Below are 24567 nucleotides of genomic sequence, written 5' to 3'. Positions count from 1 at the left end.
TGCTCCTTGCTCTCGCTATAAGCTTTACAAAAGCTATGCCAAATTTATTTTTATAATTAAAAACAATTGCTTAGTGTTTTTATTAACAGTGCAGCATTTTTAAAATTCACCATTTCATGAATTTTTTTGAATGGTGAAATAGAGATATTCATGATTTGATGAATAGGGTCGTAAAAATTTCTTTTTAGATTGTTTGAGGCTTTAAATGGAGAGATTTAGAAATACTTTTTTAGTATGAAGTTATGTCTTTAAGGTACTAGGACATTTATCTTGTTCTTCGATAAGATGAGATAAAACCCAAATGTGTTTAATGGATTAAAACAGATCACTCATGGCTCGAGTAAAATACGATACAACGGGACGATACGCAGATCATCCGCAAGAAATTCATGATTTGCTGTCTAAACTGCATTTTGATACTGCCCATGGCCAAATCTGGTTTGATGAATATCGGATGCTACTTTTACACACCAGCATTATGGGATATTTGCGTAAAGATTTAGCGCACATGATTGGGCTTGAGCGAACCAAGCGTTTCTTTATTCGTTTAGGGTATCAAGCTGGGTTAAAGGATGCCGAAGTTACAACAAAAATGCGTCCCGATTTAAATGAACACGATGCTTTTATGGCGGGTCCACAAATGCACGCCATTCGTGGAATGGTGCAAGTACAGGCCAACCAGCTCAATTTAAGCCACGATAAAAAACAATTTTATGCCGATTTAAACTGGCTCAACTCTTTTGAAGCCGATGTGCATTTAGAGCATTTTGGTCCAAGTGATGAACCTGCGTGCTGGATGCTTTTGGGTTATGCATGTGGATATAGTAGTTTTGCGACGGGCATGACTATTATTTATCAAGAAATAGAGTGTAAGGCCTGTGGCGATGAGCACTGCCGTATTATCGGTAAGCCTTTAGAAGAGTGGGAAAATGCAGATGAACTGATTCAGTTCATGTCACCCCAACCCATGGAAAAAGAACTGATTGCATTGCAGGCTGAACTGTTTGAATTAAAAAAATCAATTTATAGCGACAGCGAAGTCGATTACCAATTATTTAGCTCTGTGGGTAAGTCAGCATCTTATAAACAGGTCTGTGCATTACTAACAAAAGCAGCAGGTTCGAAAGTTTCTATTTTGCTACAAGGCGAAACAGGGGTTGGTAAAGAAGCTTTTGCACGAGGAGTTCATGAAAATAGCCAAAGAAAAGACCAACCTTTTGTTGCGGTAAACTGTGCAGCGATTCCACCAGAGTTAATTGAGTCTGAATTATTCGGGGTAGAAAAGGGTGCTTATACAGGAGCGCATCAATCTCGCATGGGTAAGTTTGAACGAGCCAATGGTGGTACGATTTTTTTAGACGAAGTGATTGAGCTTTCACCTCGTGCGCAAGCGGCACTATTACGCATTTTGCAAGAAGGTGAATTTGAGCGAGTTGGAGACTCACAAACTCGTATTTTAGATGTTCGTGTAATTACAGCAACCAATGAAGATCTTGAGCAAGCGGTGAAAACAGGACGATTTCGGGCAGATTTATATTATCGCTTAAATATTTTCCCAGTGCAGATTCCGCCTTTGAGAGAGCGCCGTGAAGACATTCCTTTACTGGTTGAACATTTTCTTCGTCGCTTTGAAAAAATGTACGGCAAAACCATTCAAGGTGTAAGTGAAAAGACCAAAGTTTTTATGCAGCAATATGAATGGCCGGGAAATATTCGAGAGTTGGAAAACTTATTAGAAAGGGCGGTTTTATTAACGGACGATCAGCAGCTGATTAAGTTAAATGCCATTTTCCCACAGATTAAGCATGACCCAGAGCAGGCTGTAGCTGTTAAAACTGACTTTGAGCAATTATTGCAGGCAGAGTTTAATTTAGAAGAACACGAGAGGCAGTTGATTTTAACAGCCTTAAAAAAAGCAAATCATAATGTGTCTGAAGCGGCACGCTTATTGGGACTAACTCGGGCAGCACTGGATTATCGAATTAAAAAATTTCAGCTTTGAGTCAATATCAACAAGCTCAAAAATAAAGGCCTAACTTTAAACGTTAGGCCTTATTCATTATTGTACTTTCGCTGGGAAACCATCTTCTTCAAGCGCTTCGGTAATTTTATCGACGCTTTCACTGCTTTCAACAGTCACGATTTTGGTCGCTAAGTCCACATCTACTTTTGCATTTGGGTCGATATCTTGAATCGTTGCAGTCACGCCACGAGCGCAGCCACCACAAGTCATATTTTCAATAAGTAGTTTCATGTTCATACTCCATCAAGAATGAGATGTTTGTTTGGATAACACTGAGTCTAAACCTTGTCATGATTGTAAGGTCAAGACCAAATTTTTAAAAAAATATGCTTGACCTTCCCATGATGGGAATCTGTATGCTCAATACAGAATATTAAATTTTGCAGATTTGCAGAGGTGTTTGATGGACTCAAAAACCACAAAATTGCCAGCATATAGTGAAACACTCTCAATTGAGGGCATGACTTGTGCCTCATGTGTAGGTCGTGTCGAAAAAGCACTTAAGAAAGTTGAAAATATAGAGATTGCTAACGTTAATTTGGCAACAGAAAAAGCGGTTGTTTATTCAAATCAGCCGATTCAGCGTGAAGCACTGGTTAAAGCAGTTGAACGAGCAGGTTATGATGTTCCCAAAGCTGCGCCAGTGGAGTTGTCTATTGAGGGCATGACCTGTGCATCTTGTGTTGCACGTGTTGAAAAAGCCCTTAAAAAAGTAGATGGCGTTCAAGAAGCTACGGTCAACTTAGCAACAGAACAGGCTTGGGTGCAGGCAGATGCATCAGTCAATGTTGAAGACTTAATTCGCGCTGTTAAAAAAGCAGGTTATGACGCAAAAGCATCTGAAAAAAATCAAGATGAGCAACTCGATAAAAAAGCATCAGAGTTAGATCAGCTTAAAAAAGATTTGATCATTTCGATTGTGTTGGCCTTACCTGTGTTTATTTTGGAAATGGGTTCACATCTCATTCCAGCTTTTCACATGTGGATCATGGACACCATTGGTCAATACAATAGCTGGCTTTTACAGTTTGCTTTAACCACATTAGTTCTCGTTTTTCCAGGTCGCCGTTTTTACCAAAAAGGGATTCCAGCCCTATGGCGTTTAGCACCAGATATGAACTCGCTAGTGGCAGTTGGAACCTTGGCTGCCTACAGTTTTTCAGTCGTGGCAACCTTTATGCCACAGGTTTTACCACAAGGTACGGTCAATGTTTACTTTGAAGCGGCTGCTGTAATTGTCAGTTTAATTTTACTCGGACGTTATTTTGAAGCCAAAGCTAAAGGACGTACTTCGCAAGCGATTCAACATTTGGTAGGAATGCAGCCTAAAACAGCCCGTATTCAACGTGACGGTCAAGTGGTTGAAGTTGCTGTTGCTGAAGTGGTCAGTGGAACTATCGTAGAAATTCGTCCGGGTGAACGTGTGCCAGTCGATGGTGAAGTGGTTGAAGGGCACAGCTACATTGATGAATCTATGATTACGGGTGAACCTGTCCCAGTCGAAAAAGTAGTGGGACAACAGGTGGTCGGTGGTACGGTCAATCAAAACGGAACACTGAACATTCGGGCAACCGCAGTGGGTAGCTCATCTGTACTTTCACAAATTATTCGTATGGTTGAACAAGCCCAAGGTTCTAAACTTCCGATTCAGGGCTTAGTCGATAAAGTCACCATGTGGTTTGTACCTGTAGTGATGTTAATTGCTGCAATTACTTTCTTGGTTTGGTTTATTTTTGGGCCAGAACCTGCGCTCACTTTTGGATTGGTGAATGCCGTTGCAGTACTGATTATTGCATGTCCTTGTGCGATGGGACTTGCAACACCAACTTCTATTATGGTCGGTACTGGACGTGGTGCCGAGTTAGGTGTCTTGTTCCGTAAAGGTGAAGCTTTGCAGCTTTTACAAGAAGCGCAAGTAGTTGCAGTTGATAAAACGGGCACACTCACCGAAGGCAAACCGACACTGACTGACTTTAATGTGCAACAGGGCTTTGAACGCAAACAAGTGCTGACTTTAGTTGCCTCAGTCGAAGCCAAGTCTGAACACCCGATTGCACTCGCGATTGTTCAAGCAGCAGAAAGCGAAGGCCTAAACTTATTACCCGTAACCGCTTTTAACTCGATTACAGGTTCAGGTATTGAAGCTGAAGTTTCAGGCCAAAAAGTACAAATAGGCGCAGATCGTTATATGCACCAACTTGGTTTAGATACCAGCTCATTCCAAGCGATTGCTGCTCAGTTAGGTGAAGAAGGTAAAACACCGCTTTATGTTGCTATCGATCAGAAACTTGCAGCAATTATTGCCGTGGCAGATCCAATTAAAGAAACAACCTATGCTGCGATTGAGGCCTTGCATCAATTAGGCCTCAAGGTTGCCATGATTACAGGAGACAACCGTCATACGGCGCAAGCAATTGCCAAAAAGCTGAACATTGACGAAGTTGTGGCAGAGGTTTTACCCGAGGGCAAAGTGGACACAGTCCGCCAACTGCAAAAACAGTATGGGCGCTTAGCTTTTGTTGGTGATGGTATTAACGATGCACCAGCCTTGGCGCAAGCAGATGTCGGTTTAGCTATTGGTACAGGAACAGATGTTGCCATCGAAGCAGCTGATGTTGTGCTCATGTCAGGTAGTTTAAAAGGCGTACCGAATGCAATTGCATTAAGTAAAGCCACCATGCGAAACATACGTCAAAACCTGTTCTGGGCATTTGTATATAACGTAGCCCTAATTCCAATTGCAGCAGGGGCATTATATCCAGCATTTGGTGTGTTACTTTCACCGATGTTTGCAGCAGGCGCGATGGCACTTTCTTCGGTTTTTGTTTTAGGCAATGCATTACGCTTAAAACGCTTTCATGCGCCAGTAGAGTAAGCGTGCTGAAAATCAACTTTTGGTTTAAGATCATGACAGCAGGTCTTAAACCAAATTTAATATTTGAGGTGTGAGATGAATATCGGTCAGGCATCCAAACATTCGGGCATTTCGGCGAAAATGATTCGCTACTATGAAGAAATCGGTTTACTTGAAGCAGCTCAGCGTTCTGCTTCTGGCTATCGCATCTATTCAGAAACAGACCTTAAAACTTTAAACTTTTTAAAGCATGCTCGAGAGTTAGGTTTTTCATCTGAACAGATGAAAGAGCTTATTTCACTTTGGAAAAATACCGATCGGCATAGTGCAGAGGTGAAAGCCTTAACCGTCAAACACATTGCCGAGTTAAAACAAAAAATTGCCCACCTACAAGAAATGGTTAATATTTTGCAGGCTTCTGCCGATGATTGCTGTGGCGACCAACAGGCTTCTTGTGCCATTTTAGATCATATTGAAAAAGGGGTAGGTGTAAGCTAAATCCCATAAAAATAAAAAGGTAAAATCATGATTTATACAGCTTCTTGTCTTTGTAATGGTGTTCAACTCAGCATTAATGCTGAATTAAATCCTATTATGGTTTGTCATTGTAAGCAATGCCAAAAAGCACAAGGGGCTGCTTTTGCTGCCATCACTCAAGTACAAAAAAGCGATTTAGAGATTGTACAGGGTGAAAATCTTTTGCAAGCGTATTTTGCTTCTCCAAACAAAAAGAGAGTGTTCTGTAAAACTTGCGGTTCACCGATCTGGAGTGAACGTCTAGATAAGCCAGAAGTGGTACGCCTGAGGGTCGGACTTATTAATGAAGAAATATCGACGCCAGTCATCTCTCATGCTTTTGTCAATTCACAAGTGAAGTGGTATCCAATTTGTGATGACGCTCGCCAATATCCAAATGGGGTAGAAAACCCTTAAATATTAAGGTTAGATCGTATTTTGTTCATTTGTAAAAAAACGTGAACAGGACTAGTCATGAATAAATAATGTGCTATAACTGTACCTAAGGTAATCGTAATATCTCCTCGCTCCACAGGGAAACTTGGGACAGGGCAAAAGATACGATAAGACCTTACATATAGCTAGCAAAGAGCAAACAAGAGTTGGATAGACACAACGCTTATATTGCTCACCGTTGCAGAAAAGCCCGTGAAACGGGCTTTTTTAATGCCTGTAAAAAAACTATTTCTTATTTGGAAATATCTTATATTTTTAAAATACTTATGAAAAAGTAATGTAAAAATAATAAAATATTTCAAATATACAGACTCTTCTGTATTGCAATTTGTTTTTATTAAGGGTACATTTGGTTAACGGTTTAAAGTTCAAGTTTAATAATGAACTCATGGTCGTTGTGGGAGATCTAAGAGCCTGCATTTTCCCCAAGATGCGGGTTTTTTTATGCCTATAAAAAAGTAAAAATTGTAATTAGTTTAAATAAAGAATATTTAATTCAATGTTATTTAAAATATTTTAATGAGCCTACGATCTAAAGATTGCGTAGGCTTAAAGTTGTAAATACCACTTAGGCACGATATGCCAGACAAGCTTGTGCGCAAGCAAGGCACGCTTTAGCACAAACTTGGCAGTGTTCATGGTCATGTTTACTGCATTCTGCTGCACAAAGTTGACAAGCGTTCGCACAAAGTTGCATGGCTGATTCTGCTAGTTCAGAGTTTCTGAGTTCTAAAGACGTACAAAGTTGGCAGGTTTCTACACATGTCATGCAATGCTTAATACATTCACGCATCATGTGCACATGTTCTTCTTGCAAACATGCAGCTGCACATGTTTTGCAGGCAATCATACATTCAATACATGCTTGAATTGAGGTAGAAGCATTACAAAATAAAGAAGAGTTGGTTTCTTGTTGAGTTTCCATAAAAGTTCTCCTGTCGAAGACTATTATTAAAAAACAGAATATTGTTATCTCTTTTCATTTTATAAAATCATTTCTTTGGTAGGTGAGTTTGAAATGAAAGGTCTACAAACGCTCAATAGGGTTTAACCTCGTATAAGAATGTTACATCTAGCTACTTCATTTATAAATTTCAAAACTACTTGCCCAGCATTAGATTTAAAATTTGATTCGATATAATACTTTTGGCTAATTTCTTATTGTGTGAAAATTGTGCAAATTATCAGTGTGAACTTTAAGGGCACACGAAATGGAAAACGTTAATCAATTTGCTCACGGAGCTGAGCATGAAGTCCACATACATTGCAAACGATCATTAAGCACTTTAATACTGAGTATGCTCGTATTAATTACAACTGGTCGTTAAAAGAAAAAGCACCTAAGGGTGCTTTTTCTATATGAGTTTAAAGTGAAACCTTTACTTAAGAGTCTATAAAGCCACGCCGTTTTTTGTAGGCTTTACGGTCATAAGAAGGGATGTTTGATTGCTGGAGATCAATCGCAAGTTGTTTCTTGCGTTGAAACTGAACTTCACTTAGAAGAGCAGCATGAATTTTGGGGCGATCAGTTTTAAACTTTTCTACATCCAACGGAATCGTATCTTCGTTCTTAACAATGTATAGCACAGAGCCATTGCCATTCATTTCATAAACCGTCCAACCAACTCGTACAATGTAGAGTCCGGTTTTCTGATTCTTACCTAAATAAGATTTAAAACCATCTGGATGAGGGCGAACATAAGCATTCATCATGCATCCTCCATCATCTGATTTATTTGATGAAAGCGACAATCAAAGAATTGATGGGGAACGGGACATCATATTCAGTAAAATCACGATTTCTAGTTGTTTATATATTGATCATTTTTCAAATTTCAAGTCAGAAAAAAGCGTTTATTAAATAAGCTAAATAAGGGTTAAATATTAAAAATAACGGCTTATTTTTCTGTGAAAAAAAGCTTGATTTAATTGTTTGGCGAGCAGAAAAAATAGCGCTTATTCTATGTTTCTGTGATCGATTTTGCATATTTAAAATTATTGAAATAGTAAGTGAATTTGTAGTCAGGTGGAGTTAATTATTTGTTTTAAAATTAAAAAAATAAAATTCAATATTTCTTGTTACAACCATTATGTCGACAATAGATATTCCTTTTTGACATATTTCGCCTAGCATAACTAAAGAGTTCGTTGCCTATGGTGTCATTTATGTTTATTGGACTTGTGGTCACCATTTTGTTGACTCCAGGCCCAACAAATACATTGTTAGCCTCGGCTGGAATACAAGCAGGGGTGAAGCAGTCTCTTAAACTTATTCCTGCTGAAGTGATGGGTTATCTGATTGCAATTACTTCATGGGGTGTTTTGCTTGAGTCAGTTTCACATTTTATCCCTTGGCTTCCTGCCTTATTAAAGTTAATAAGTGCAACTTTTATTCTCTACCTTGCATTTAAACTTTGGATAACATCAACAAACGACATCAAATTAGACAGCCCACTGATTACACCTAAGGCTTTATTTGTTGCAACACTTTTAAATCCTAAAGCTTTACTCTTTGCTTCTGCTATTTTTCCACATGCAGCATGGGAAGTGCTTCACGTTTATTTTGTGCATATTGCTATTTTTTTATCATTAATTACACCCATTGCATTTTTATGGATTGCTTTTGGAACCGTATTAATTTCAAACAAAGTAACTTGGTTAAACCAACGTAATTTACAACGTACGGCTGCATTTATTTTAACTTTTTTTGCGATGCCAATCGGCTATTCTGCGATTAGCTCATTTTAAACTTAACCCATTATTTATATTAAAAAATTTATTTTTCAGGAGATTTTCATGACAAGATTAAAAGTAATTATCAAGGATCAGTTTGATAAAGAATCAATTGCTTTGGCAAAAGTTAGACCCATGAATAACCATGCGCTTGAGCTTCATAAAAGTGTTGAACATATTGAAATTAATGACGATATTATTTTACCCAATATGGATTTGCTCTATGAAAACCCTAAAGACGGCAAAATTTATCAGTTAATTGGTCCATTCAGTGAGGAATAACTTTTAAATTAAATTTAACAATAACCATGAGTAAAGTTTGTGTTTTGTACGGTCTTAATAGAAGTCATTTAGTTAAGAGATGGTGAAAATTAAGCCAAACTAACGTATAGACACAATTAAAATATTGAACATCTAAAATGGTTATGGGACTATGCCTGTGTAAAATGTGACCTAATCCACATTTTTACATTTCAGGATTAAGTGGATTTCACTAAGCCCATTCCTTCAATGAGAAGTAGGAGTGGGCTTTTTTTATTCTTTAAATGTCTCATCTAAAGCCTGTTGTACGGCTTCAATACGTGATTTACACGCTTTATAAGCCGTAATAGATTCTTCAACAATTTTCATTAAATTATCGATATCCGGGCTTTCCTGAGATTCAAGTAATTCGGCATTTTTCTTCAAAATGTCATGACCATCTTTAAACGTTAACTCTTCATTCTTCATTTGGAATTACCTGTGTTATGTTGGCTTCAACCACACCATCTTGCATCTCAATGGCAATGGCTGGGCTTGAAATTTGATGTATAGAGCGAATCGCTTTTCCTTCTGATCTCACAATTGCATAGCCCTTGGCCTGAACCTGTTTCGGGTTTTGCAAAAGTATTTCTTTCATCAAAGATTCGATTTGGGCTAATGAAAATTTAACTTGTTGCTGTGAGCTAAATTGAATACGTTCTTTCATCTGGTCAAGCAAACGATGTGCCGAGCTAAGTTGACTCTGTGCCGAAGATTTAATGTGATGAAGCAGTTGATCATTTTTGCTTTGATAGGTCGTGATTTGATGCTGAGAAAGTAGCTTAATCGTTTGCAGGCTATCTACAGCTTCTTGGACGCGTTCAACAATGTGGTTTCGGATACCAGCAATGACTTTACTTGGTGTATCAAATGAGCGATGAGCAATTTCATCAAGAATTGTACGGTCTTTTTCATGACCAATACCTACCCAGATCGGTACACTACGTTTGCAAAGTAGGGCGGCAAGTTCATAATCATTTAAATAAGCTAAATCATTTACCGATCCACCACCGCGAATAATCACAATCAAATCAGGTGGAAAGTTAAAGGTGCTGGCCCATTGTCTTAAACCTGAACCTAAGGATTCAATCAAACTGGTTGCAGCCGTGTTTCCTTGAAAAGTAGCGGTGTGATACACAAAATGGCAAACCCCATTTCGCTCAAGTGCATCTGCATCTTTTTTAAAGTCACCAAGGCCCGCAGCATTTTGAGGGGCAATGACTAAAACATTTTGAATATCAAAAGGAGTGGGAAGAAGTTTATTTTTATGGATTAAACCTTCTTGAGTAAGTCGTTCAATAATTTGCTGGTAACGTTTAGCAATTTCACCCAATGTAAAGCTTGAGTCAATCTCTTCAATGTTGACCGAAAATCCATATTGAGGATCAAAACGTGCTCTAATTTTGATGAGTACATTTAAATCACTTGAAATCTCAATTCCAGTTTCACGTTCGAACTTTAAAACAATTTTACTCGCTGAAAATTTCCAGATTGTGGCTTTACAGCTGGCAATGACTTTATCCGTCTCTGTATCTTTTTCTGCGAGTTCTAAATAGTAATGACCGCCCTTAATATTTAAATTTCGAATTTCTGCTTTCACCCAAACTGGCTCATCAAAAGCCACACGTATGACTTCCTGAACTGTGCCGAGATATTCACTAAGGGAAAACTGAGGTTCAGACATACGAACTAAAAATTAAAGGGCCAAACTAGATAGTATAAAAGCCATCCAACCAAGGCAATTGCTGTCTATGAATATCGGGTTCTATTTAAAATAAATACAACAATTTAAAGAATTAAAAATTGAAAGTGATAAGTGAATTTAGACTGAATGGTTAAAATGAAAAAATAATAAAAAGAGAATTGTTAATAATTACAACCGATTAAAAAATAAAGTTTGCTTTATAAAATATATGAGCGTATAAAGCTAACTTCCAATTGCGGGGTGGAGCAGTCTGGTAGCTCGTCGGGCTCATAACCCGAAGGTCGTTGGTTCAAATCCGACTCCCGCATCCAAAAATATTATGCTCTGTGATGTACCACTTTTCATAATACGAAAATTATGAAAAGCAATTAGCTTATAAATAACCCTATATAAAGCTAAATATTAAATTCTAGACGAACTGTCCATACCTTAAATCTAGCGTTCTAATTACATACCGTAAAATCACATGAGCTCAGTGATGAGTGAATGATTGTGAATATAGTAAATGAGTGGCACATTGCCACAGCCGTAAATGGCAACGAAATTAATGTGAGGATTGTTCCTCATGTACGTAAACAAAACTCTCTCGATGGATATCGTTGGGTCGAAGTTGGTAAAAAAATTCAACTTCAATCTGGTGAAGAAATTGAGTTAAACCAAGATGGTAAAAGCTTCTATGCTGGGTTTAATCAACTTTATCGTTTAAATACATATTGTTGATAAAACCATGGTAATAAAGCGAGAAAACCTATCTCTTTTAAAGGAGATAGGTTTTTTTATGTCTACAGGTTATATAAATAATTAAAGTTATAAAAAGGCTGAAGTGATTAAAAATAAGTGCATTATTATTTTAATTATATTTAATAACTAAATTAGCCTGCTCGCCAGAACTGGCGACCCATAACCTTAAAGTTTTTACCGTTCTCTTCTGTTACGCGTCGATCTCTAAATTTTTCATTTAAGCTATGCAAAATTAAAGAGCCATCTGCCTCTTTAAAAATCTGTTTAATCATTCCTTCGCCAGCAAAGTAAACCGCATAAATCTCGCCATCAATGACTTCTGTTTGAGAGATATCAATACCCACCAAATCTCCGTCTTTAATGTAGTCGGTCATGCTATCGCCTTTAGCTTTAATAATACGCATGCATTCTTGAGCAACGCGTTTTTCTTTAAAGAATGAAGCAGGGAATGGAATTTTTCCATTAATAGCATCAAAGTGAAATTCAATAGATTCGCCAGTCCCGCAAGAAAAGTTAGCTTCTACAACTTCAATCCAGACATATTGATCGGTAGATTCTGCACTTACTACAGTCGGGCTAAATACATCACTTTCTCTAAAAGAATCTTCAGTATTCCCCGTCGTTAACCAATAACCATCCACTCCTAAAAATTGAGCAATTAAAGGAAGAAATGCAGATTTTAAATTTTTCCCTGACTCTAAAGCCTGATAGGCAGGTTGCGACATCTTTACAGCTTCTGCCACTTCAGCCTGAGTTTTTTTGGCTTTAATTCTAGAGTCTTTTAAACGGTCTTTAAGAGCCATAATGGTTACACCAGTAAACTTATAACAAATATATAACTTAAGTTATATAGAGTTAAACAACTATAGTTATTGACTAATAATAACTATAGTTATAATATCAGTTATATCTCAAGATGAATAGAGAAAATTTAAGTGGTACCTAAGTCACTATTTATCGCTTTATCAAAGCTTTGGGATGGAAGCTAAATTTATTTTGTTTCTAGAGGTAGCAAAATAAAAGGGAGATAGCTGAATTATTATTTGCAAACAGGCTATCAAAACAAAAATTGGAATAAAAAAAGCCCGATTCCGTGGATCAGGCTTAATGTTCGTCGATAAAGGGTATCAAGAACATGAAGAATTTAACAAAGATTGTGAGACCTAACAAAAGTTTCCGATATACGGCAAAGCCTTATATGAACTTTTTGGTCAAAAAATTAAGGCGTGTAAAAAGCTTAAATCCACAAAATTTAATACTTTTTTACATTTTTAGAAAAGGAAATATTTGTTTATAAATTAGTGGCTTAATTGCATATAGTTTGGTTCTTTATGATTGTTGTACCAGATGAAACGTTTTGAACACACATTTGTAGTCATAGCTTAGCTATATTGCTCAAAGAATGTATCAAAACCTCAAGAATAACAAACGATAAAGACGCCTTACTAACGAGTACATTGAGTTGGAGATAGTGAATGACTACAGCAATGCAGAACAGAGCTAAACAACTTAAAAATGCAAAACGTGGAGGGTATATCCCGACAATTGCCAAAGACGTAAACAAATATAAGGTACAAAAAATAAAAAGGGCACTTGAGGAGGCCAAGCAGATTGTAAATGAGCTTGAAGATGACGCATTCGAATTCGATGATCAAGTCTCTATGCAAAAAGCGATTGGTGCAATCACAGTGATTGAGTTGATTGAACAAGCCTTAAACGGTGTACACTAACAGGCTTTAGCATACAAACATTCTTTCTCGGACCTCTGAAATAAATGGGGTCAAGGATAAGTTCGTCTTGCAATTTAGCGCTGCTGTAAAGCGTTAGTGTTTTTTATTGACTGTAATAAAGAAAACGAAGGGTATTAATAAGCATTGAAAACCACAAACTAGTCAACGTAATGAGTTTTCAAGTTTTACCCTTTAGCGCAGGACAAAGTCATGGAAACAGTTTCTAGCAGTGGGTTAGCCACATTTTTAAATTTTTATAGTATTGCAATTATGGTGGCTCTGGCAGTCAGCTTAGTTGTCGCAGTTGTATTAATGATGCGGTTTCCTCGTTCTCCACAAGAATGGATTGTTGCTCTCATCTGTACAGTAGTTTCAAGCCTGACAGGCGGCTCATTCATTATTATGAAATGGAACCTGCATGAATGGGTATCCGATATTTGGGGAATGATCACCCTATCTGGATTTTTCTTCATATGTGGTTTACCGGGCTGGGCTATTGTGAGATGGATATTTAACTTCATCAATAAACAAGAAGGCAAAACGATTGTAGAGGTCATTAAAGACCTAAAAAAAGCAAAAGATGATCTTCAAAATAGCTAAAGACAGCTTTAAATATAAAGGTAGAATAAAATGAATATTGATCAATACTTAGAAAAAGTTATCAACCGAGAAGGTGGGTATGTTAACCATCCATCAGATCATGGCCATGCGACTAAATTTGGCATTACAGAAGTAGTCGCTCGATCGAACGGATATCAAGGCAACATGCAAGACTTGCCCTTAAGTGTCGCCAAATCTATTTATAAGCAAAAATACTGGCTTGAACCCCAGTTTGACCAGATTAATGCGATTAGCCCAGCTATTGCAGAAGAGTTACTGGATACGGCTATAAATTGTGGCGTCAATTTTACAAAGCCTTTATTACAACGTGCTTTAAATCTGCTGAATAAGCAGGGGAAGGAAGATTGGCCAAATCTTGTGGTAGATGGTCAGTACGGACCTCTAACTTTGCAAGCACTGGCGACCTACTTAAATAGACGTCGTAAAGAGGGAGAAAAAGTATTTGTGCGCATTTTAAATATTATGCAAGGGCAGCATTATATTGAAATTACCGAGAACAACCCTAACTACGAAGATTTCTTTTATGGTTGGATATTAAACAGAGTAACACTCTAAAAATGTATTAGAAGAGAACATGTTTAAAGATCTAATGAGTTAAAAAGCCTAACCATGAGTTAAGGCTTTTTAACAAATAATAGGTCGAGCAATGCTTTATTGTGCGATAAGTAAAATGGCAAGTAGAAAGAAAATAGCACCACTAATTTTATTGAGCATCGAGAAATTATTTCCAGCTAACATTTTCTCTTTAAAAATTGAAGAGAAATTTGCATAAACTAAATGAATTAAAAAACCAATAAAACAAAAGGTTAAAGAAAGAATTAAAAATTGATTTAAAATCTCTTTCTTGATATCAATAAATTGAGGGAACAGTGCGATAAAAAATACGATTGTTTTTGGATTAAGCAAAGATGCAAATAGGCCCTGATAAAACAATTTAGATTTACTTACAGCTTTATCTTTTTGTTGATCGGTCATTAACTCTTGGGTTGCAAGTTTTTTAGTGAAGTTTTTATATCCGAGATACATTAAATAAAATGCACCAATAAATTTTAAAACCGTAAAAATAGTAGGGTTACTGGTAATAATAAGCCCTACACCGCTGGCAGAAATTACAGCAATCACAAACATACCAATAATTAAACCACTTATTCCAAACAAAGCAGTTTTAACACCATAGTTAATTGAATTTGTGACAGTAAATAAAACTCCCGGTCCTGGGCTTAATAGGGTAAGAAATGCTATTGTTATAAATACTAAAAGACCGCTCACGCTGATATATCCTATTTATCAATTGAGGCAAGATTGTGCGGTTACTTTAAATGAGAAAATAATTGTTGTATACAGAAGGTTATGTATATTTAAGCCTTAAATAGATTAAATATTTAAAATATAGATTTGTATAAATAAATAGGGCATATAAAACTATAAAAGTGAAAGCAACATAAACACACAACGTTAAAAATTGAGCATGTTAGTATACTAAGTCTATACCTCAAGAAATCTATAGTATGACGAAAAATGAACGGCAGTTTAAATCTGGCGAGTTTCAATTTTCCTTTTTAGCGTTTAAATATTGGGGTATATGGTTTTTAGCTTTTATTCTAATGTTATTTGCGATGTTACCTTGGGCTATTCAATGGCGCCTTGCTGACTTACTATCAAAAATAGCGTGGAAATCTTTAAGTTCTCGAAGAAAAACTACACTACGTAATTTACAAGCATGTTTCCCAGAAAAAACACCTTTGCAAATTGAGGCAAAAGCTAAACAGGTTTTTGTTGATACTTTAACGGGTGTATTTGAAGCTTTAAATGCTTGGTATTGCCCAAATTGGTTTAAAAGTCGTGTTCACATAGATGGTTTAGAAAATTTAACCAATAATCAGGAAAATGGCGTACTTTTATTAGGTACCCACAGTACGCTTTTAGATGCAGGTGGAGCGGCGTGTACTTTATTTTTTAATATGGACGTGGTTTACCGACCTCAAAACAATCCGTTTTTAGATTTTCTGATTCATCGTAGTCGTGCGCGAGTGTATAAAAACCAAATTGCTCGAGACAACATGCGTGGACTCATACAAAACCTTAAACATGGGCATGCGATATGGTATAGCCCAGATCAGGATTTTGGCTTAAAACAAGGCGTAATGGCATCATTTTTCGGTATTCAGGCAGCTACCGTTACAGCGCATCGCAGACTAATGGATATCTCAAAAGCAGCAGCCGTGCCTTTATATTTTTACCGTAGTGGTGATATTCGTAATCCGCAATATCATGTTTTAGTAGAACCTAAATTAGAAAATTTCCCGAGTGGCTGTGAAGTCAGTGACGCTGAAAGGGTAAACAAGATTATTGAAAACCAAATTCGCATTGCCCCTACACAATACATGTGGTTTCATCGACGCTTTAAAACACGTCCTGCTGGTGAACAGAAATTCTATTAATGGCGTCAGTAACTCAAGAATTAAAAGTACTTCTTTCAATTAAAATATAGAATATTAGATTTTTAATTGAAAGGATCTTTAATCAAATCAAGATGAAAGATGTAGAACCAGCAGTATAGAATTTTTCTTGCTTTAATTATTTTGAATATCGATTGCAAATGATTTTGAAGCGTGTATAGTCGAGCATAACTAACAAAATATTCTTGTCATCATAAATTTCTATTTCGCAGTTTTATTTATAAGTCTTCGGTTCATTCAGATATTTAAGTTTTCACGTCTATTTTTTAGTTAAATTGGTTTCCCCAATAATAAGTTATAATATTTTAAAATTTAGGATAAATATATGTCTACTTCTACTGGTACAGTAAAATGGTTCAATGAAACTAAAGGTTTTGGTTTTATTGCGGCTGATGAAGGTAAGGATATTTTTGCTCATTTTACCGATATTCAAACACAAGGTTTTAAAGTTCTCTTAGAAGGCCAACGTGTTGAGTTTACTGTAGTACAGGGTAAAAAAGGCCCGCAAGCTTCAAATATTGTGATTCTTCAGAATTCATAATTTCATAGAGCGACTAGAGTTGTTTTAAATATATTATTTAAATAGAATATGTTTAAGGCTAAAGCGCTTTAGAAGAGTTTAAAAACCCACTCTATGTTGTGGGTTTTTTATAAGTTTTAATTAAGCTTATCTTTAAAAATAAAAAGCAGAATAAAAATATGCTCTTAAAAGTGCTTCTAAATTTTTTGTTAAAATATAACTAATTAGGTGTATGGTACTAAAATGGATATTTGTATTGGCGGTATTTTAGACGGTCAAAAGATAGAAAATCATAATGATGTTTTTAAGATAGAAGAGCACTATTCAGACAATAGCTCTCAGTATGTTAAACAGCATTTCCACCTATTTGGAAAAATATTTACCTTTTGGGTATGCGAAGATATTGATTTACAACAGGCGATCAGAAAAGCCGAGAGAATTTTAGCGAATAAGAAAGAAACTCTTTAGTTGTTTGAACTAGAACACTTCCGTGCCTTAATTTGGTTTAAAGATTTTCTTATTAAGTAATAGATATTTTTTATATTAGCTTAATAGAATTCGTTACAGAATTTTTTACAATACTCTTGTATATGTTACACAGCTTAACATTTTTTTTGTGGTATTTACTAACAATAGTAATACATTAGGCTTAATCTAAAGTTGTTTTATTTATTGCGCGAATAAAACAAAACCCACTTTAATAATATATCTTATTAAAGTGGGTTCTTTATTCAGACGGTCATCATTAATTCAATATACATAATTAAATTATAGATAATATTTGTTGTTATAAACCTCTCTTAAGAAAGGAAAACATTTTAAATGTTAAGTGCAGTACAACCTAATATTTGTTTTATTGGCAGTAGTAATCTAGCTTTAGCGTTAATAGGAGGGTTGGTTTTAAAAGGATTTAAAAAAGAAAAAATACACCTTATTGAAGAGAAAAAGATTAATGATACAAATGCTTTAAAGCAAAAAGAAAATGGACTAAAAAAAGCTGAAATTGTTGTTTTACTACTAGAGCCTAAACAGTTAAAAGAGACACTTATACCGCTAAAAAAATGGTTAGCTAGTAAAATTATAGTTTCTATGATGGCGGGAGTAGATATTGCAAACTTGACTCGTTTTACGGGTTCGAAAAAAATTGTTCGTGTAATTTCAAATCCGCCTGTGCTGACGCATACGGGGACACATGTGCTTATTGCTTCAGAGCAAATGGACCAGCTTGATAAAGACCTAATCGAAATGCTGTACTCTGCAACGGGTCAGACTTTTTGGGCGCCGTCTGAAACGCAGTCAGACGCAATTATTGCTTTGTCTGGTTCTGGGCCGGCTTACTTTTTCTATATTTTAGACAGCATGATAAAGACAGGGGTTTCTTTAGGACTTGATAAACAATTTGCTCTAGATTTAGCACTCCAAGCGGCTAGTGGCGCAGTTGAAATGGTCCGTAAAAGTAATGTCCCGCCAACGGATCTGTGTGGCAAGGTGACGTTGGCTAACGGGATTACCGAATCAGCACTCAGAATGTTTGAGCTAGGAAATGTATCTGATGATATACGTTTAGCTATGAAGGCCGCATATCATCGTAGTAAAGAAATCACTTCAGAAATTATTACTGAGGTGAGTTAAGTATTCTTTAGCAAACTAGGCCTTTAAAAAGTATTCCCAAATAACGAAGCCTAAGCCAAACCCAATAAACGAGTAGAGAGTAATAATAAAGAATACAAAACTGGCCTTATTTTTTTTCTTCAAAATGTTCATGGCGATGCCTCCAATTCAGATTAATTATATTTTGAAGAAGTGAAGGCTGTAATGATAGATACAGAATTTTTTAAAAAAAATATAACAGAGCTATGATCTGTTATATTTTCTAGGTTTTATCTTAATAAGGGTTTTAAAATCAAAAAATTAATGAATTTCCTGTACGTGTTTAGCATTTCTATTCGATTAACATTAAATCGGCTGTATTAGCAGATTTGAGAGGGCGTAGGGCAAAGGTCGAACGGGTGTGGCGTATTCCTTTAATTGAATAAAGCTTCTTTCTTAAAAATCGTTCGTAATGGTCAGCATCTTTGACTGCTACTTTAACTAGATAATCATAGTCACCTGTGACGAGATGAGCTTCCACTACTTCAGGTATATCTGCTAATGCTTCACTGAAATTTTCTAGCATTTCGTCATCGTGGCGCTCTAAAGTAATTTCAATAAAAAAAACTTCATGAATGCCAATCGCTTTTTGGTTTACGTTTACCGTATATCCTTCAATAATTTTTAAAGTTTCCAGACGTTTCAGTCGAGTCCAACACGGAGAAGATGAAAGCCCTACTTCTTCGGCCAGTTGAGCAACGGTTAAACGGCCATTTCCACTTAATGCAGATAAAATTTTCCGATCTATACGATCTAGTGTGTATTCTATTCTGTTCAAAATATAAACCAAAGAAGAATCTTCTGATAAAAATTAATATACTTCATTTTTATGCTGTGAATGTTTAAAAATTTTAAAAAATACAGGAAACATTTTGAGTCAAAGGTACATACACTATTTCTATGCATCGAACCTTTCTGGATAGAGGTTGGGATGGAGCAAAGAGCACTGTTTCAGTAAGGGTGACTAAACAGTGCTCTTTGCGGATTTCTTATTAATCTTTAAATCTATTTTTATTAAATGGCATGACATATCAAAACAAATCAAATAATAACTTTTATTTATCAATTGAAGAAAAACTAATCATTATTTTTTATCTAAATTTTCCTTTAATGTAATTCCATTACAAAGGAGGAGCAAGGTTATGATCACCCAGCATGATATAAATCAAAAACAATATCAAAATAAATCTCTCGACTATTTAAATAGCCAAGCTCATTCTGAAGGCGTTGAATTTAATAAATTTATTAATGAAATTCAGAAAATTGAAAAGGCTGTAGTCCTTGATTTAGGCTGTGGTGGTGGTCATGTTTCCTATAATGTTGCTCCGCATGCCGACCTTGTTTTTGCTTACGATTTATCTCATGAAATGTTAGACACCGTGTCTAAGACGGCTAGCCAACGCAAATTAAAAAACATTTTTGTGCAGCAGGGCATTGCTGAGGACATGCCTTTTAGTGATCAGCAGTTTGATGTGGTCATTAGCCGATATTCTGCGCATCATTGGCAACATGTTCCGACTGCCATGAAAGAAGTAAACCGCGTGCTTAAGCCTGATGGTATTGTTATTTTTGTAGACATTATTAGTTCTAGCTCGCCCATATTAGATACGTTTTTGCAGACCATCGAAACTATTCGAGACCCAAGCCATGTACGAAATTATAGTGTAAAAGAGTGGGTCTATTTTATTGAAGATACAGGCTTTGACTTGGTGGGTTTAGATAAACAAACGCTTGCGTTAGACTTTGATAGTTGGGTAAAGCGAATGAAAACGCCTGAAGATCAAATCAAAACTTTACGTTATTTGCAGGAAGGTTCATCTGACCTTGTGAAGAAATATTTCAAAATTCAAAATGACGGTAGCTTTGAAAGCCATGTGGGTTATTTTGTCTTTAAGAAATTAGGGTTTTAACGTGGTGTCATGAATAAGGGTTTTAGTAGATTTGAAATGAATTAAATATCACTAGAACTCTTTTTTCGAATAACTCTAATTATATTAAAGATGGTTATAAAAAAATTTAATATCATTCATTTGTTAAAACTTAATCACACAATTTTTGTAAGGTGATTAAGTATTCAAAAGAGATGAGGGTTATCTAATTTTCTTTATTATTAATAGACACTTATAAGTAATTATTATTTAATACGCCCGCAATATTATCACTAATACTTTTAAAAACTTTGTCGGGGAAATAATGCGTAATTTTTTAGTAACGATTTTCACTCTATTCGTGGGAACATCAATTTATGCTGCTCAAGAATCTAAAAGTCTTGTAGGGCAAACACAATGCGAGAAAACAGTAGAACTGCATGGTTTTTTAAGCCGTGCTCAACTTGATTGTAATTATCATTATTCATCAGAGGCACTAATTCATGAAGCTGAAAAATGCACTAAACATGAGTTAGGTGATAAATATGGTAAAGAAGTCATGAGATTCGGCATGAATCAATTTGAAGAACGTAAGAAAGAAGATACAAAAGGTCAATTATGTAGTAGGGTTTTAAAAGAGTTTCCAAACTATATTAAAAAATAAAAAAATAAGGTTTTAAAAACCGATTCTAGCAAGCCGATAAGATGGACTTAATTGTTCATTTTGTCGGTGTATCACTAAATATAATCTGCCAACAAACTAGAAAATAAATTTTAAGAAGCTCTGTAATATAAAAAATATCTAATTTTGGCTCTATTAGTGATCATATTTTAGTTATGAAAATTATTAGCAGATGAAAAATATCTCTTTAACTCTATTTTAAAATTTTCCCATAGTGCCTCAGTCTCTAATTCTGAATAGTCTTCTAATGCCATCTCTAGTTGACCCTCGTATGAGTAAATTAAGAAACGCAATTCTTCTTTTTCTAAGTAAAGATTTATGGAAAAAATATTTTGAAAAAAGGAATATATCTGGTCTTTATGATTCACGGTATTTATATGCTTAAAAATATAATTTTCCAAAACTTTTGTTGTTACTTTATCTATCAAAGTTTCACTAAATTCACTTCTTTCAGTTAGTCTGAAGTATTGTAAAACTTGCTCAGTATTTGATAAAAAACAGATGTCTAAAGCTAGCTCATTTGTTGGATCATCTTCTAGAGCATGCATGGCCCAGTCCTGAATTTCTTCAGGTGTGATTAATTTTAGATCTAGCTCCAATTTTAATTGAAATTTATAACTATTAGACATTTATATAACCTAAATTTATTACATGATATTTAGAGGAACTAAGAGCAGCATCTTTCAATATACTTTTATGTTTAAGAAAACTATATAAAATTTTCACTCCATTTTTTGTCTAATTCTTTTAAATCATTATATGCTTTTTCAAATTCGCTCAACGGAAAACTTAGGTGAGGAGTAGAAGGCGAGGTTTCCCAGACTACGGATGTCACAACATCGTGAATATGGTTAAATGCGTAACCAAAACGAGTCCATACGACTTGATCTGCTGAAACAACTTGTTCCACCATAACCACATTGCACACTAGATCTAAATCATCAGGGCAAATTAAAATTGGAACTACAGTTGAAATTGCTACATTTTCATAAGCTTCTGGTTTAAGAAGTTTCCAAGCATTACTTAATGCTAGCTCACTATCATAATCATATAACCAACCTTGCGCTGGAACTAAAGTTTCTGCGAGATCAGTAATATGTGTATTTTGGTGCACCCATATATTTAATGGAATATTATCAATTGCGAGAATAGGGAAAGGTTTTAAATTGCCATTTGCGTCTTTAATGCATCCCGCCATCGGGTGTTCAAATAAAAGAGTAGCTGAGATAGTATTCATATTTATAAGTTAATGTGAGTTAAGAAAATATAATATATTCTATTCAATAGATTAATGAATCTAATCTAATGAAAAACAAAAAATTATTTATCCATTTTCTAGTCAATATCACATTGACACCTAAAACCCCTCCGATTATCCTTTGCCTGCTGGCCTACATCGCCAGTCGGTTTTAGCAGACCGAGAGCGTATAGCGCATCAAAAAAGCAATTTTTTGGTGGCGAACTCGTTCGTCCCCCATTCGTAGCGGTAGGACGGAAGGGGGACGCCTTGTGCGTGCTGGTTCTATATGCCCAGTCTGCTAACCCTCTTTCGTTCTGCCACCATAATCATTTAGCAGTGATTGGCAGAAATTTTATGCATATAGGATTTCATTCATGCCTACTTTTTCTAAATTGACCTACGCCAAAGTCTCACTATTTATACCGTTTAAATACTCTATAAATTGGTTTAATCGACTCTAGGTTTTCTACACCTTAAGAATCTAAAACACAGCAACTATAAAACTTGAGATAGGTCAGCACGCCATTTTGTGCGGCTTTTGCATGCCTGTTTTTAGCACTCATTTTAAGAGTGACGGCATTTCTATCTCATTTACATACAACAAAAAATTATTTTAAGCGGTATATCTATGCCAAATTTACAATCTTCCTTTAAAGCATTAAAAGTGCTTCACGTAGCAAAAGACTTATTTAATCAATATGGGTTTCATAAGGTCGGTGTTGACCGAATTATTAGTGAAGCCAAGGTTTCCAAAGCCACTTTTTATAATGCCTTTCACTCAAAAGAACGGCTAATCGAGAGGTGTATCAGTTTCCAAAAAGACACGCTAAAAGACAAAGTGTTTTCAATTCTCTATTCTTACAATGAACTCATGGTGCTGGATAAACTTAAGCAAATTTATTTTTTACATGCGAGTTTAGAAGGGCCATATCATTTACCCTTTAAAGCATTGTTTGAAATTAAAAGAGTCTATCCCAAGGCCTATGGCGTTACGATTGAGTACCGAACTTGGCTCATCAATGAAATTTATAAACTACTTTTAACTGTCAAAACTACGGCTTCGATTGAAGATGCTTACATGTTTTTATGCATGATTGACGGGGCGATGTTCCGACTTTTTGAAAAAAACAGCATTGATGAAAGCGCGCTAGTTCGATTGTTTCTTTTTAATCTGTGTCGTTCTAGATAACACTTAAACGAAAGAAAGCCTCCCAAAAAGGAGGCTTTACTTTGTATTGAAATAAGCGCTTAGCTTGATTACACAGGTTTTGCAGCCTGTGCCATTCCTTCAAAATATTGAACTGCAGGCGAGCGAGCCATATAAGCTAGAGCTTGCTCGGTGTCTCCCTCATGAATTGGGTTAAATTTTGGAGAAGCCCATCTTAACGTCGCTTTCCACAAATATTTAATAGTCGGTAAGTTGTCTGAGCGAGTCGCAGTTTTTTCAAATTCTCGAATAATTTTGAAGTAGCCACGGCGCATCAATTTTTGAATATCTTCATGCTCTAAATCTTGCTTACCTAAACTACGGGCAAAGTCAGCAAGGAAGTAAATAAACAGTGGGAAAACCGCCGCCATAATCACTTGGCGCGACACATAAAACCCAAACTTGTTTGTTAAAAGGTGCTCAAATAAATCATAAGCAACACAGCGATGTTCTACTTCTTCAGCCAAATGCCAACGGAACAAATCTGCCATAGCAGGGTCAGCTTGGTCCCAAGATTTACTGTCCAGCGTCCATTGACCAATGGTTCCCGTAAAGTGCTCGATTGCAGCAATCACGCCTACTCGGAAAAGTAACCAATACTCATCAAGCTTTTCGCCTTTTAAAAATGGTATGCCTAAAGGTTTGTCACCCAACAAAATGTTAAAAACAAAATGGGCACGGTTGAGTGTTTCTTGAATGTCGTAACCATTTTCACGTAAGAAGTCTTGTGCTTTTTCATGGGCACGTGCATGAGCAGCTTCTTGACGGACAAATCCAATCACTTCTTGTTTTAGTGCTTCATCGGTAATCAAGGGCAGGGTTTTATTAAACACACGGCAAAACCAAAATTCACCAGCGGGCAAGAGCATGTTGATGCCATTGGCGACATGCGAGCATAGAGGATCATTCGGCATCCAACAGACCGATGATTCGGTAAAATCGAAATGGACCTTTCTTGCTTTAAGCTGATGATTCCCTGTGATCATATACGTCACCCTATTCATAATTGTTCATTTAATGCGAATGGACAATTTTTAGCATTAAGTAAAATTGATCACCATGTGCTTAAGGGACAAAATGAGCTTCAAAAAGGTTTATAGAGATAAAAGCAGCTCTGTTAAAGATTGGGTATATTTAACACAACACGAGGGTAAGCTTTTTTATTTTAAGTATGAGATGAATAAAAAAAGCTCCTTAATAAAAAGGAGCTTTGGTTTTTATAATTTAAATTTTTAATTATAAATTTATTTTATTTTAATCTA

At 35.9% G+C, this 24567-nt stretch carries 29 protein-coding genes and 1 tRNA gene; 18 read left to right on the top strand and 12 right to left on the bottom strand.

What is annotated here, in order from left to right; all coding sequences use genetic code 11:
• The first annotated feature begins 331 nt into the window (after positions 1-331).
• The gene (gene mobR, locus KIP84_RS12105) at positions 332-2002 is read left to right on the top strand and encodes a phenol degradation transcriptional regulator MobR (protein WP_063098446.1); all 1671 of its coding nucleotides are present in this window, start codon (positions 332-334) and stop codon (positions 2000-2002) included.
• A gap of 57 nt (positions 2003-2059) precedes the next feature.
• On the opposite strand, the gene KIP84_RS12100 is transcribed toward mobR, so the two are convergent.
• Positions 2060-2260, bottom strand: a complete 201-nt coding sequence (locus KIP84_RS12100; RefSeq protein WP_077164555.1) for a heavy-metal-associated domain-containing protein — start codon at positions 2258-2260, stop codon at positions 2060-2062.
• Positions 2261-2426: 166 nt separating this feature from the next.
• On the opposite strand from KIP84_RS12100, the gene KIP84_RS12095 reads away from it, so the two are divergent.
• From KIP84_RS12095 to KIP84_RS12085, 3 genes are all read left to right on the top strand, one after another.
• A complete protein-coding gene (locus KIP84_RS12095) occupies positions 2427-4898 on the top strand; it encodes a heavy metal translocating P-type ATPase (RefSeq protein ID WP_213688589.1) in 2472 nt (823 codons plus the stop codon).
• A gap of 75 nt (positions 4899-4973) precedes the next feature.
• Entirely contained in the window at positions 4974-5375 is a 402-nt protein-coding gene (cueR, locus tag KIP84_RS12090) for a Cu(I)-responsive transcriptional regulator (RefSeq protein WP_001020650.1), read from the top strand.
• Positions 5376-5402: 27 nt separating this feature from the next.
• Positions 5403-5810: a GFA family protein gene (locus tag KIP84_RS12085; protein ID WP_005076906.1), complete on the top strand. Its 408-nt coding sequence runs from the start codon at positions 5403-5405 to the stop codon at positions 5808-5810.
• Between the two features lie 607 nt (positions 5811-6417).
• On the opposite strand, the gene KIP84_RS12080 is transcribed toward KIP84_RS12085, so the two are convergent.
• On the bottom strand, positions 6418-6774 hold the full coding sequence (locus KIP84_RS12080) for a four-helix bundle copper-binding protein (RefSeq protein ID WP_005070246.1): 357 nt from the start codon (positions 6772-6774) through the stop codon (positions 6418-6420).
• Positions 6775-7232: 458 nt separating this feature from the next.
• On the bottom strand, positions 7233-7562 hold the full coding sequence (locus tag KIP84_RS12075; protein WP_029769000.1) for a hypothetical protein: 330 nt from the start codon (positions 7560-7562) through the stop codon (positions 7233-7235).
• Between the two features lie 441 nt (positions 7563-8003).
• Between KIP84_RS12075 and KIP84_RS12070 the strand changes: the two genes are divergently transcribed.
• Positions 8004-8597: a LysE family transporter gene (locus KIP84_RS12070; RefSeq protein ID WP_005802640.1), complete on the top strand. Its 594-nt coding sequence runs from the start codon at positions 8004-8006 to the stop codon at positions 8595-8597.
• Between the two features lie 48 nt (positions 8598-8645).
• Positions 8646-8864: a hypothetical protein gene (locus KIP84_RS12065; RefSeq protein WP_213688588.1), complete on the top strand. Its 219-nt coding sequence runs from the start codon at positions 8646-8648 to the stop codon at positions 8862-8864.
• A 252-nt stretch (positions 8865-9116) separates the two neighbouring features.
• Here KIP84_RS12065 and xseB read toward each other — a convergent pair whose 3' ends face one another.
• Positions 9117-9311 (bottom strand): exodeoxyribonuclease VII small subunit, encoded by a 195-nt coding sequence (gene xseB / locus KIP84_RS12060; RefSeq protein WP_002119890.1) that lies wholly within the window; start codon positions 9309-9311, stop codon positions 9117-9119.
• A complete protein-coding gene (gene xseA / locus KIP84_RS12055) occupies positions 9301-10566 on the bottom strand; it encodes an exodeoxyribonuclease VII large subunit (RefSeq protein WP_213688587.1) in 1266 nt (421 codons plus the stop codon). Before xseA ends, xseB begins: the two co-directional genes overlap by 11 nt.
• Positions 10567-10821: 255 nt before the next feature.
• Here xseA and KIP84_RS12050 point away from each other — a divergent pair.
• A tRNA-Met gene (locus KIP84_RS12050) sits at positions 10822-10898 on the top strand.
• Positions 10899-11073: 175 nt separating this feature from the next.
• Complete coding sequence (locus KIP84_RS12045; RefSeq protein ID WP_002119938.1) at positions 11074-11307, top strand: hypothetical protein; 234 nt, start codon at positions 11074-11076, stop codon at positions 11305-11307.
• Positions 11308-11459: 152 nt separating this feature from the next.
• Here the strand turns inward: KIP84_RS12045 and KIP84_RS12040 are convergent, their stop codons facing one another.
• Positions 11460-12131 carry a LexA family transcriptional regulator gene (locus KIP84_RS12040; RefSeq protein WP_002119885.1) on the bottom strand — a complete coding sequence of 224 codons (672 nt, stop codon included), beginning with the start codon at positions 12129-12131 and terminating at the stop codon, positions 11460-11462.
• Between the two features lie 672 nt (positions 12132-12803).
• Here KIP84_RS12040 and KIP84_RS12035 point away from each other — a divergent pair.
• The 3 genes from KIP84_RS12035 to KIP84_RS12025 all read left to right on the top strand — a co-directional run bounded on the left by KIP84_RS12035 (position 12804) and on the right by KIP84_RS12025 (position 14234).
• The gene (locus tag KIP84_RS12035) at positions 12804-13058 is read left to right on the top strand and encodes a hypothetical protein (RefSeq protein ID WP_213688586.1); all 255 of its coding nucleotides are present in this window, start codon (positions 12804-12806) and stop codon (positions 13056-13058) included.
• Between the two features lie 210 nt (positions 13059-13268).
• Positions 13269-13658, top strand: coding sequence for a hypothetical protein (locus tag KIP84_RS12030; protein WP_002119864.1), 390 nt, complete (start codon positions 13269-13271; stop codon positions 13656-13658).
• Between the two features lie 30 nt (positions 13659-13688).
• Positions 13689-14234: a glycosyl hydrolase 108 family protein gene (locus tag KIP84_RS12025; RefSeq protein WP_213688585.1), complete on the top strand. Its 546-nt coding sequence runs from the start codon at positions 13689-13691 to the stop codon at positions 14232-14234.
• A gap of 96 nt (positions 14235-14330) precedes the next feature.
• Here KIP84_RS12025 and KIP84_RS12020 read toward each other — a convergent pair whose 3' ends face one another.
• Positions 14331-14948, bottom strand: a complete 618-nt coding sequence (locus KIP84_RS12020) for a LysE family translocator (protein WP_063098453.1) — start codon at positions 14946-14948, stop codon at positions 14331-14333.
• Between the two features lie 239 nt (positions 14949-15187).
• Here KIP84_RS12020 and KIP84_RS12015 point away from each other — a divergent pair, with 239 nt between their 5' ends.
• The 4 genes from KIP84_RS12015 to KIP84_RS12000 all read left to right on the top strand — a co-directional run bounded on the left by KIP84_RS12015 (position 15188) and on the right by KIP84_RS12000 (position 18290).
• Positions 15188-16120, top strand: a complete 933-nt coding sequence (locus KIP84_RS12015; RefSeq protein WP_032056596.1) for a lauroyl acyltransferase — start codon at positions 15188-15190, stop codon at positions 16118-16120.
• A 343-nt stretch (positions 16121-16463) separates the two neighbouring features.
• Positions 16464-16679: a cold-shock protein gene (locus KIP84_RS12010; protein ID WP_005070223.1), complete on the top strand. Its 216-nt coding sequence runs from the start codon at positions 16464-16466 to the stop codon at positions 16677-16679.
• Between the two features lie 222 nt (positions 16680-16901).
• Positions 16902-17126: a hypothetical protein gene (locus KIP84_RS12005; RefSeq protein WP_002117453.1), complete on the top strand. Its 225-nt coding sequence runs from the start codon at positions 16902-16904 to the stop codon at positions 17124-17126.
• Positions 17127-17480: 354 nt separating this feature from the next.
• Positions 17481-18290, top strand: coding sequence for a pyrroline-5-carboxylate reductase dimerization domain-containing protein (locus tag KIP84_RS12000; protein ID WP_213688584.1), 810 nt, complete (start codon positions 17481-17483; stop codon positions 18288-18290).
• Positions 18291-18305: 15 nt separating this feature from the next.
• Here KIP84_RS12000 and KIP84_RS11995 read toward each other — a convergent pair whose 3' ends face one another.
• A complete protein-coding gene (locus KIP84_RS11995) occupies positions 18306-18422 on the bottom strand; it encodes a hypothetical protein (protein ID WP_002117441.1) in 117 nt (38 codons plus the stop codon).
• A 178-nt stretch (positions 18423-18600) separates the two neighbouring features.
• The gene (locus KIP84_RS11990; RefSeq protein WP_213688583.1) at positions 18601-19086 is read right to left on the bottom strand and encodes an Lrp/AsnC family transcriptional regulator; all 486 of its coding nucleotides are present in this window, start codon (positions 19084-19086) and stop codon (positions 18601-18603) included.
• Positions 19087-19450: 364 nt separating this feature from the next.
• Here KIP84_RS11990 and KIP84_RS11985 point away from each other — a divergent pair, with 364 nt between their 5' ends.
• Both KIP84_RS11985 and KIP84_RS11980 read left to right on the top strand, forming a co-directional pair.
• Positions 19451-20218, top strand: a complete 768-nt coding sequence (locus tag KIP84_RS11985) for a class I SAM-dependent methyltransferase (protein WP_151283288.1) — start codon at positions 19451-19453, stop codon at positions 20216-20218.
• Positions 20219-20501: 283 nt separating this feature from the next.
• Positions 20502-20840, top strand: a complete 339-nt coding sequence (locus tag KIP84_RS11980) for a hypothetical protein (protein ID WP_060465949.1) — start codon at positions 20502-20504, stop codon at positions 20838-20840.
• Positions 20841-21007: 167 nt separating this feature from the next.
• Here KIP84_RS11980 and KIP84_RS11975 read toward each other — a convergent pair whose 3' ends face one another.
• Both KIP84_RS11975 and KIP84_RS11970 read right to left on the bottom strand, forming a co-directional pair.
• Positions 21008-21487: a hypothetical protein gene (locus KIP84_RS11975; protein ID WP_213688582.1), complete on the bottom strand. Its 480-nt coding sequence runs from the start codon at positions 21485-21487 to the stop codon at positions 21008-21010.
• Between the two features lie 80 nt (positions 21488-21567).
• Complete coding sequence (locus tag KIP84_RS11970; protein ID WP_032053445.1) at positions 21568-22095, bottom strand: hypothetical protein; 528 nt, start codon at positions 22093-22095, stop codon at positions 21568-21570.
• A 631-nt stretch (positions 22096-22726) separates the two neighbouring features.
• Here KIP84_RS11970 and KIP84_RS11965 point away from each other — a divergent pair.
• Complete coding sequence (locus KIP84_RS11965; protein ID WP_069119820.1) at positions 22727-23287, top strand: TetR/AcrR family transcriptional regulator; 561 nt, start codon at positions 22727-22729, stop codon at positions 23285-23287.
• A gap of 68 nt (positions 23288-23355) precedes the next feature.
• Here the strand turns inward: KIP84_RS11965 and KIP84_RS11960 are convergent, their stop codons facing one another.
• Entirely contained in the window at positions 23356-24291 is a 936-nt protein-coding gene (locus tag KIP84_RS11960) for a metal-dependent hydrolase (protein ID WP_069119818.1), read from the bottom strand.
• Positions 24292-24567 lie beyond the last annotated feature (276 nt).

The sequence above is a fragment of the Acinetobacter sp. BHS4 genome, from assembly GCF_018454425.1.
Taxonomy (GTDB): Bacteria; Pseudomonadota; Gammaproteobacteria; order Pseudomonadales; family Moraxellaceae; genus Acinetobacter; species Acinetobacter pittii.
The sequence above is the reverse complement of the archived record's forward strand: the minus strand, read 5'-3'. Positions and strand labels throughout refer to the sequence as shown.

Coding starts and splice junctions, on each gene's coding strand:
- KIP84_RS11995 (WP_002117441.1), bottom strand. CDS start 18,422: ATGAACATTTTGAAGAAAAAAAATAAGGCCAGTTTTGTATTCTTTATT.
- KIP84_RS12010 (WP_005070223.1), top strand. CDS start 16,464: ATGTCTACTTCTACTGGTACAGTAAAATGGTTCAATGAAACTAAAGGT.
- KIP84_RS11975 (WP_213688582.1), bottom strand. CDS start 21,487: ATGTCTAATAGTTATAAATTTCAATTAAAATTGGAGCTAGATCTAAAA.
- KIP84_RS12065 (WP_213688588.1), top strand. CDS start 8,646: ATGACAAGATTAAAAGTAATTATCAAGGATCAGTTTGATAAAGAATCA.
- KIP84_RS12005 (WP_002117453.1), top strand. CDS start 16,902: ATGGATATTTGTATTGGCGGTATTTTAGACGGTCAAAAGATAGAAAAT.
- KIP84_RS11985 (WP_151283288.1), top strand. CDS start 19,451: ATGATCACCCAGCATGATATAAATCAAAAACAATATCAAAATAAATCT.
- KIP84_RS12100 (WP_077164555.1), bottom strand. CDS start 2,260: ATGAACATGAAACTACTTATTGAAAATATGACTTGTGGTGGCTGCGCT.
- cueR (WP_001020650.1), top strand. CDS start 4,974: ATGAATATCGGTCAGGCATCCAAACATTCGGGCATTTCGGCGAAAATG.
- xseB (WP_002119890.1), bottom strand. CDS start 9,311: ATGAAGAATGAAGAGTTAACGTTTAAAGATGGTCATGACATTTTGAAG.
- KIP84_RS12040 (WP_002119885.1), bottom strand. CDS start 12,131: ATGGCTCTTAAAGACCGTTTAAAAGACTCTAGAATTAAAGCCAAAAAA.
- KIP84_RS11960 (WP_069119818.1), bottom strand. CDS start 24,291: ATGATCACAGGGAATCATCAGCTTAAAGCAAGAAAGGTCCATTTCGAT.
- KIP84_RS12075 (WP_029769000.1), bottom strand. CDS start 7,562: ATGATGAATGCTTATGTTCGCCCTCATCCAGATGGTTTTAAATCTTAT.
- KIP84_RS12035 (WP_213688586.1), top strand. CDS start 12,804: ATGACTACAGCAATGCAGAACAGAGCTAAACAACTTAAAAATGCAAAA.
- KIP84_RS12015 (WP_032056596.1), top strand. CDS start 15,188: ATGACGAAAAATGAACGGCAGTTTAAATCTGGCGAGTTTCAATTTTCC.
- KIP84_RS12000 (WP_213688584.1), top strand. CDS start 17,481: ATGTTAAGTGCAGTACAACCTAATATTTGTTTTATTGGCAGTAGTAAT.
- KIP84_RS12070 (WP_005802640.1), top strand. CDS start 8,004: ATGGTGTCATTTATGTTTATTGGACTTGTGGTCACCATTTTGTTGACT.
- KIP84_RS12080 (WP_005070246.1), bottom strand. CDS start 6,774: ATGGAAACTCAACAAGAAACCAACTCTTCTTTATTTTGTAATGCTTCT.
- KIP84_RS12085 (WP_005076906.1), top strand. CDS start 5,403: ATGATTTATACAGCTTCTTGTCTTTGTAATGGTGTTCAACTCAGCATT.
- KIP84_RS12045 (WP_002119938.1), top strand. CDS start 11,074: ATGATTGTGAATATAGTAAATGAGTGGCACATTGCCACAGCCGTAAAT.
- KIP84_RS11980 (WP_060465949.1), top strand. CDS start 20,502: ATGCGTAATTTTTTAGTAACGATTTTCACTCTATTCGTGGGAACATCA.
- KIP84_RS12030 (WP_002119864.1), top strand. CDS start 13,269: ATGGAAACAGTTTCTAGCAGTGGGTTAGCCACATTTTTAAATTTTTAT.
- KIP84_RS12095 (WP_213688589.1), top strand. CDS start 2,427: ATGGACTCAAAAACCACAAAATTGCCAGCATATAGTGAAACACTCTCA.
- xseA (WP_213688587.1), bottom strand. CDS start 10,566: ATGTCTGAACCTCAGTTTTCCCTTAGTGAATATCTCGGCACAGTTCAG.
- KIP84_RS12025 (WP_213688585.1), top strand. CDS start 13,689: ATGAATATTGATCAATACTTAGAAAAAGTTATCAACCGAGAAGGTGGG.
- KIP84_RS11970 (WP_032053445.1), bottom strand. CDS start 22,095: ATGAATACTATCTCAGCTACTCTTTTATTTGAACACCCGATGGCGGGA.
- mobR (WP_063098446.1), top strand. CDS start 332: ATGGCTCGAGTAAAATACGATACAACGGGACGATACGCAGATCATCCG.
- KIP84_RS11965 (WP_069119820.1), top strand. CDS start 22,727: ATGCCAAATTTACAATCTTCCTTTAAAGCATTAAAAGTGCTTCACGTA.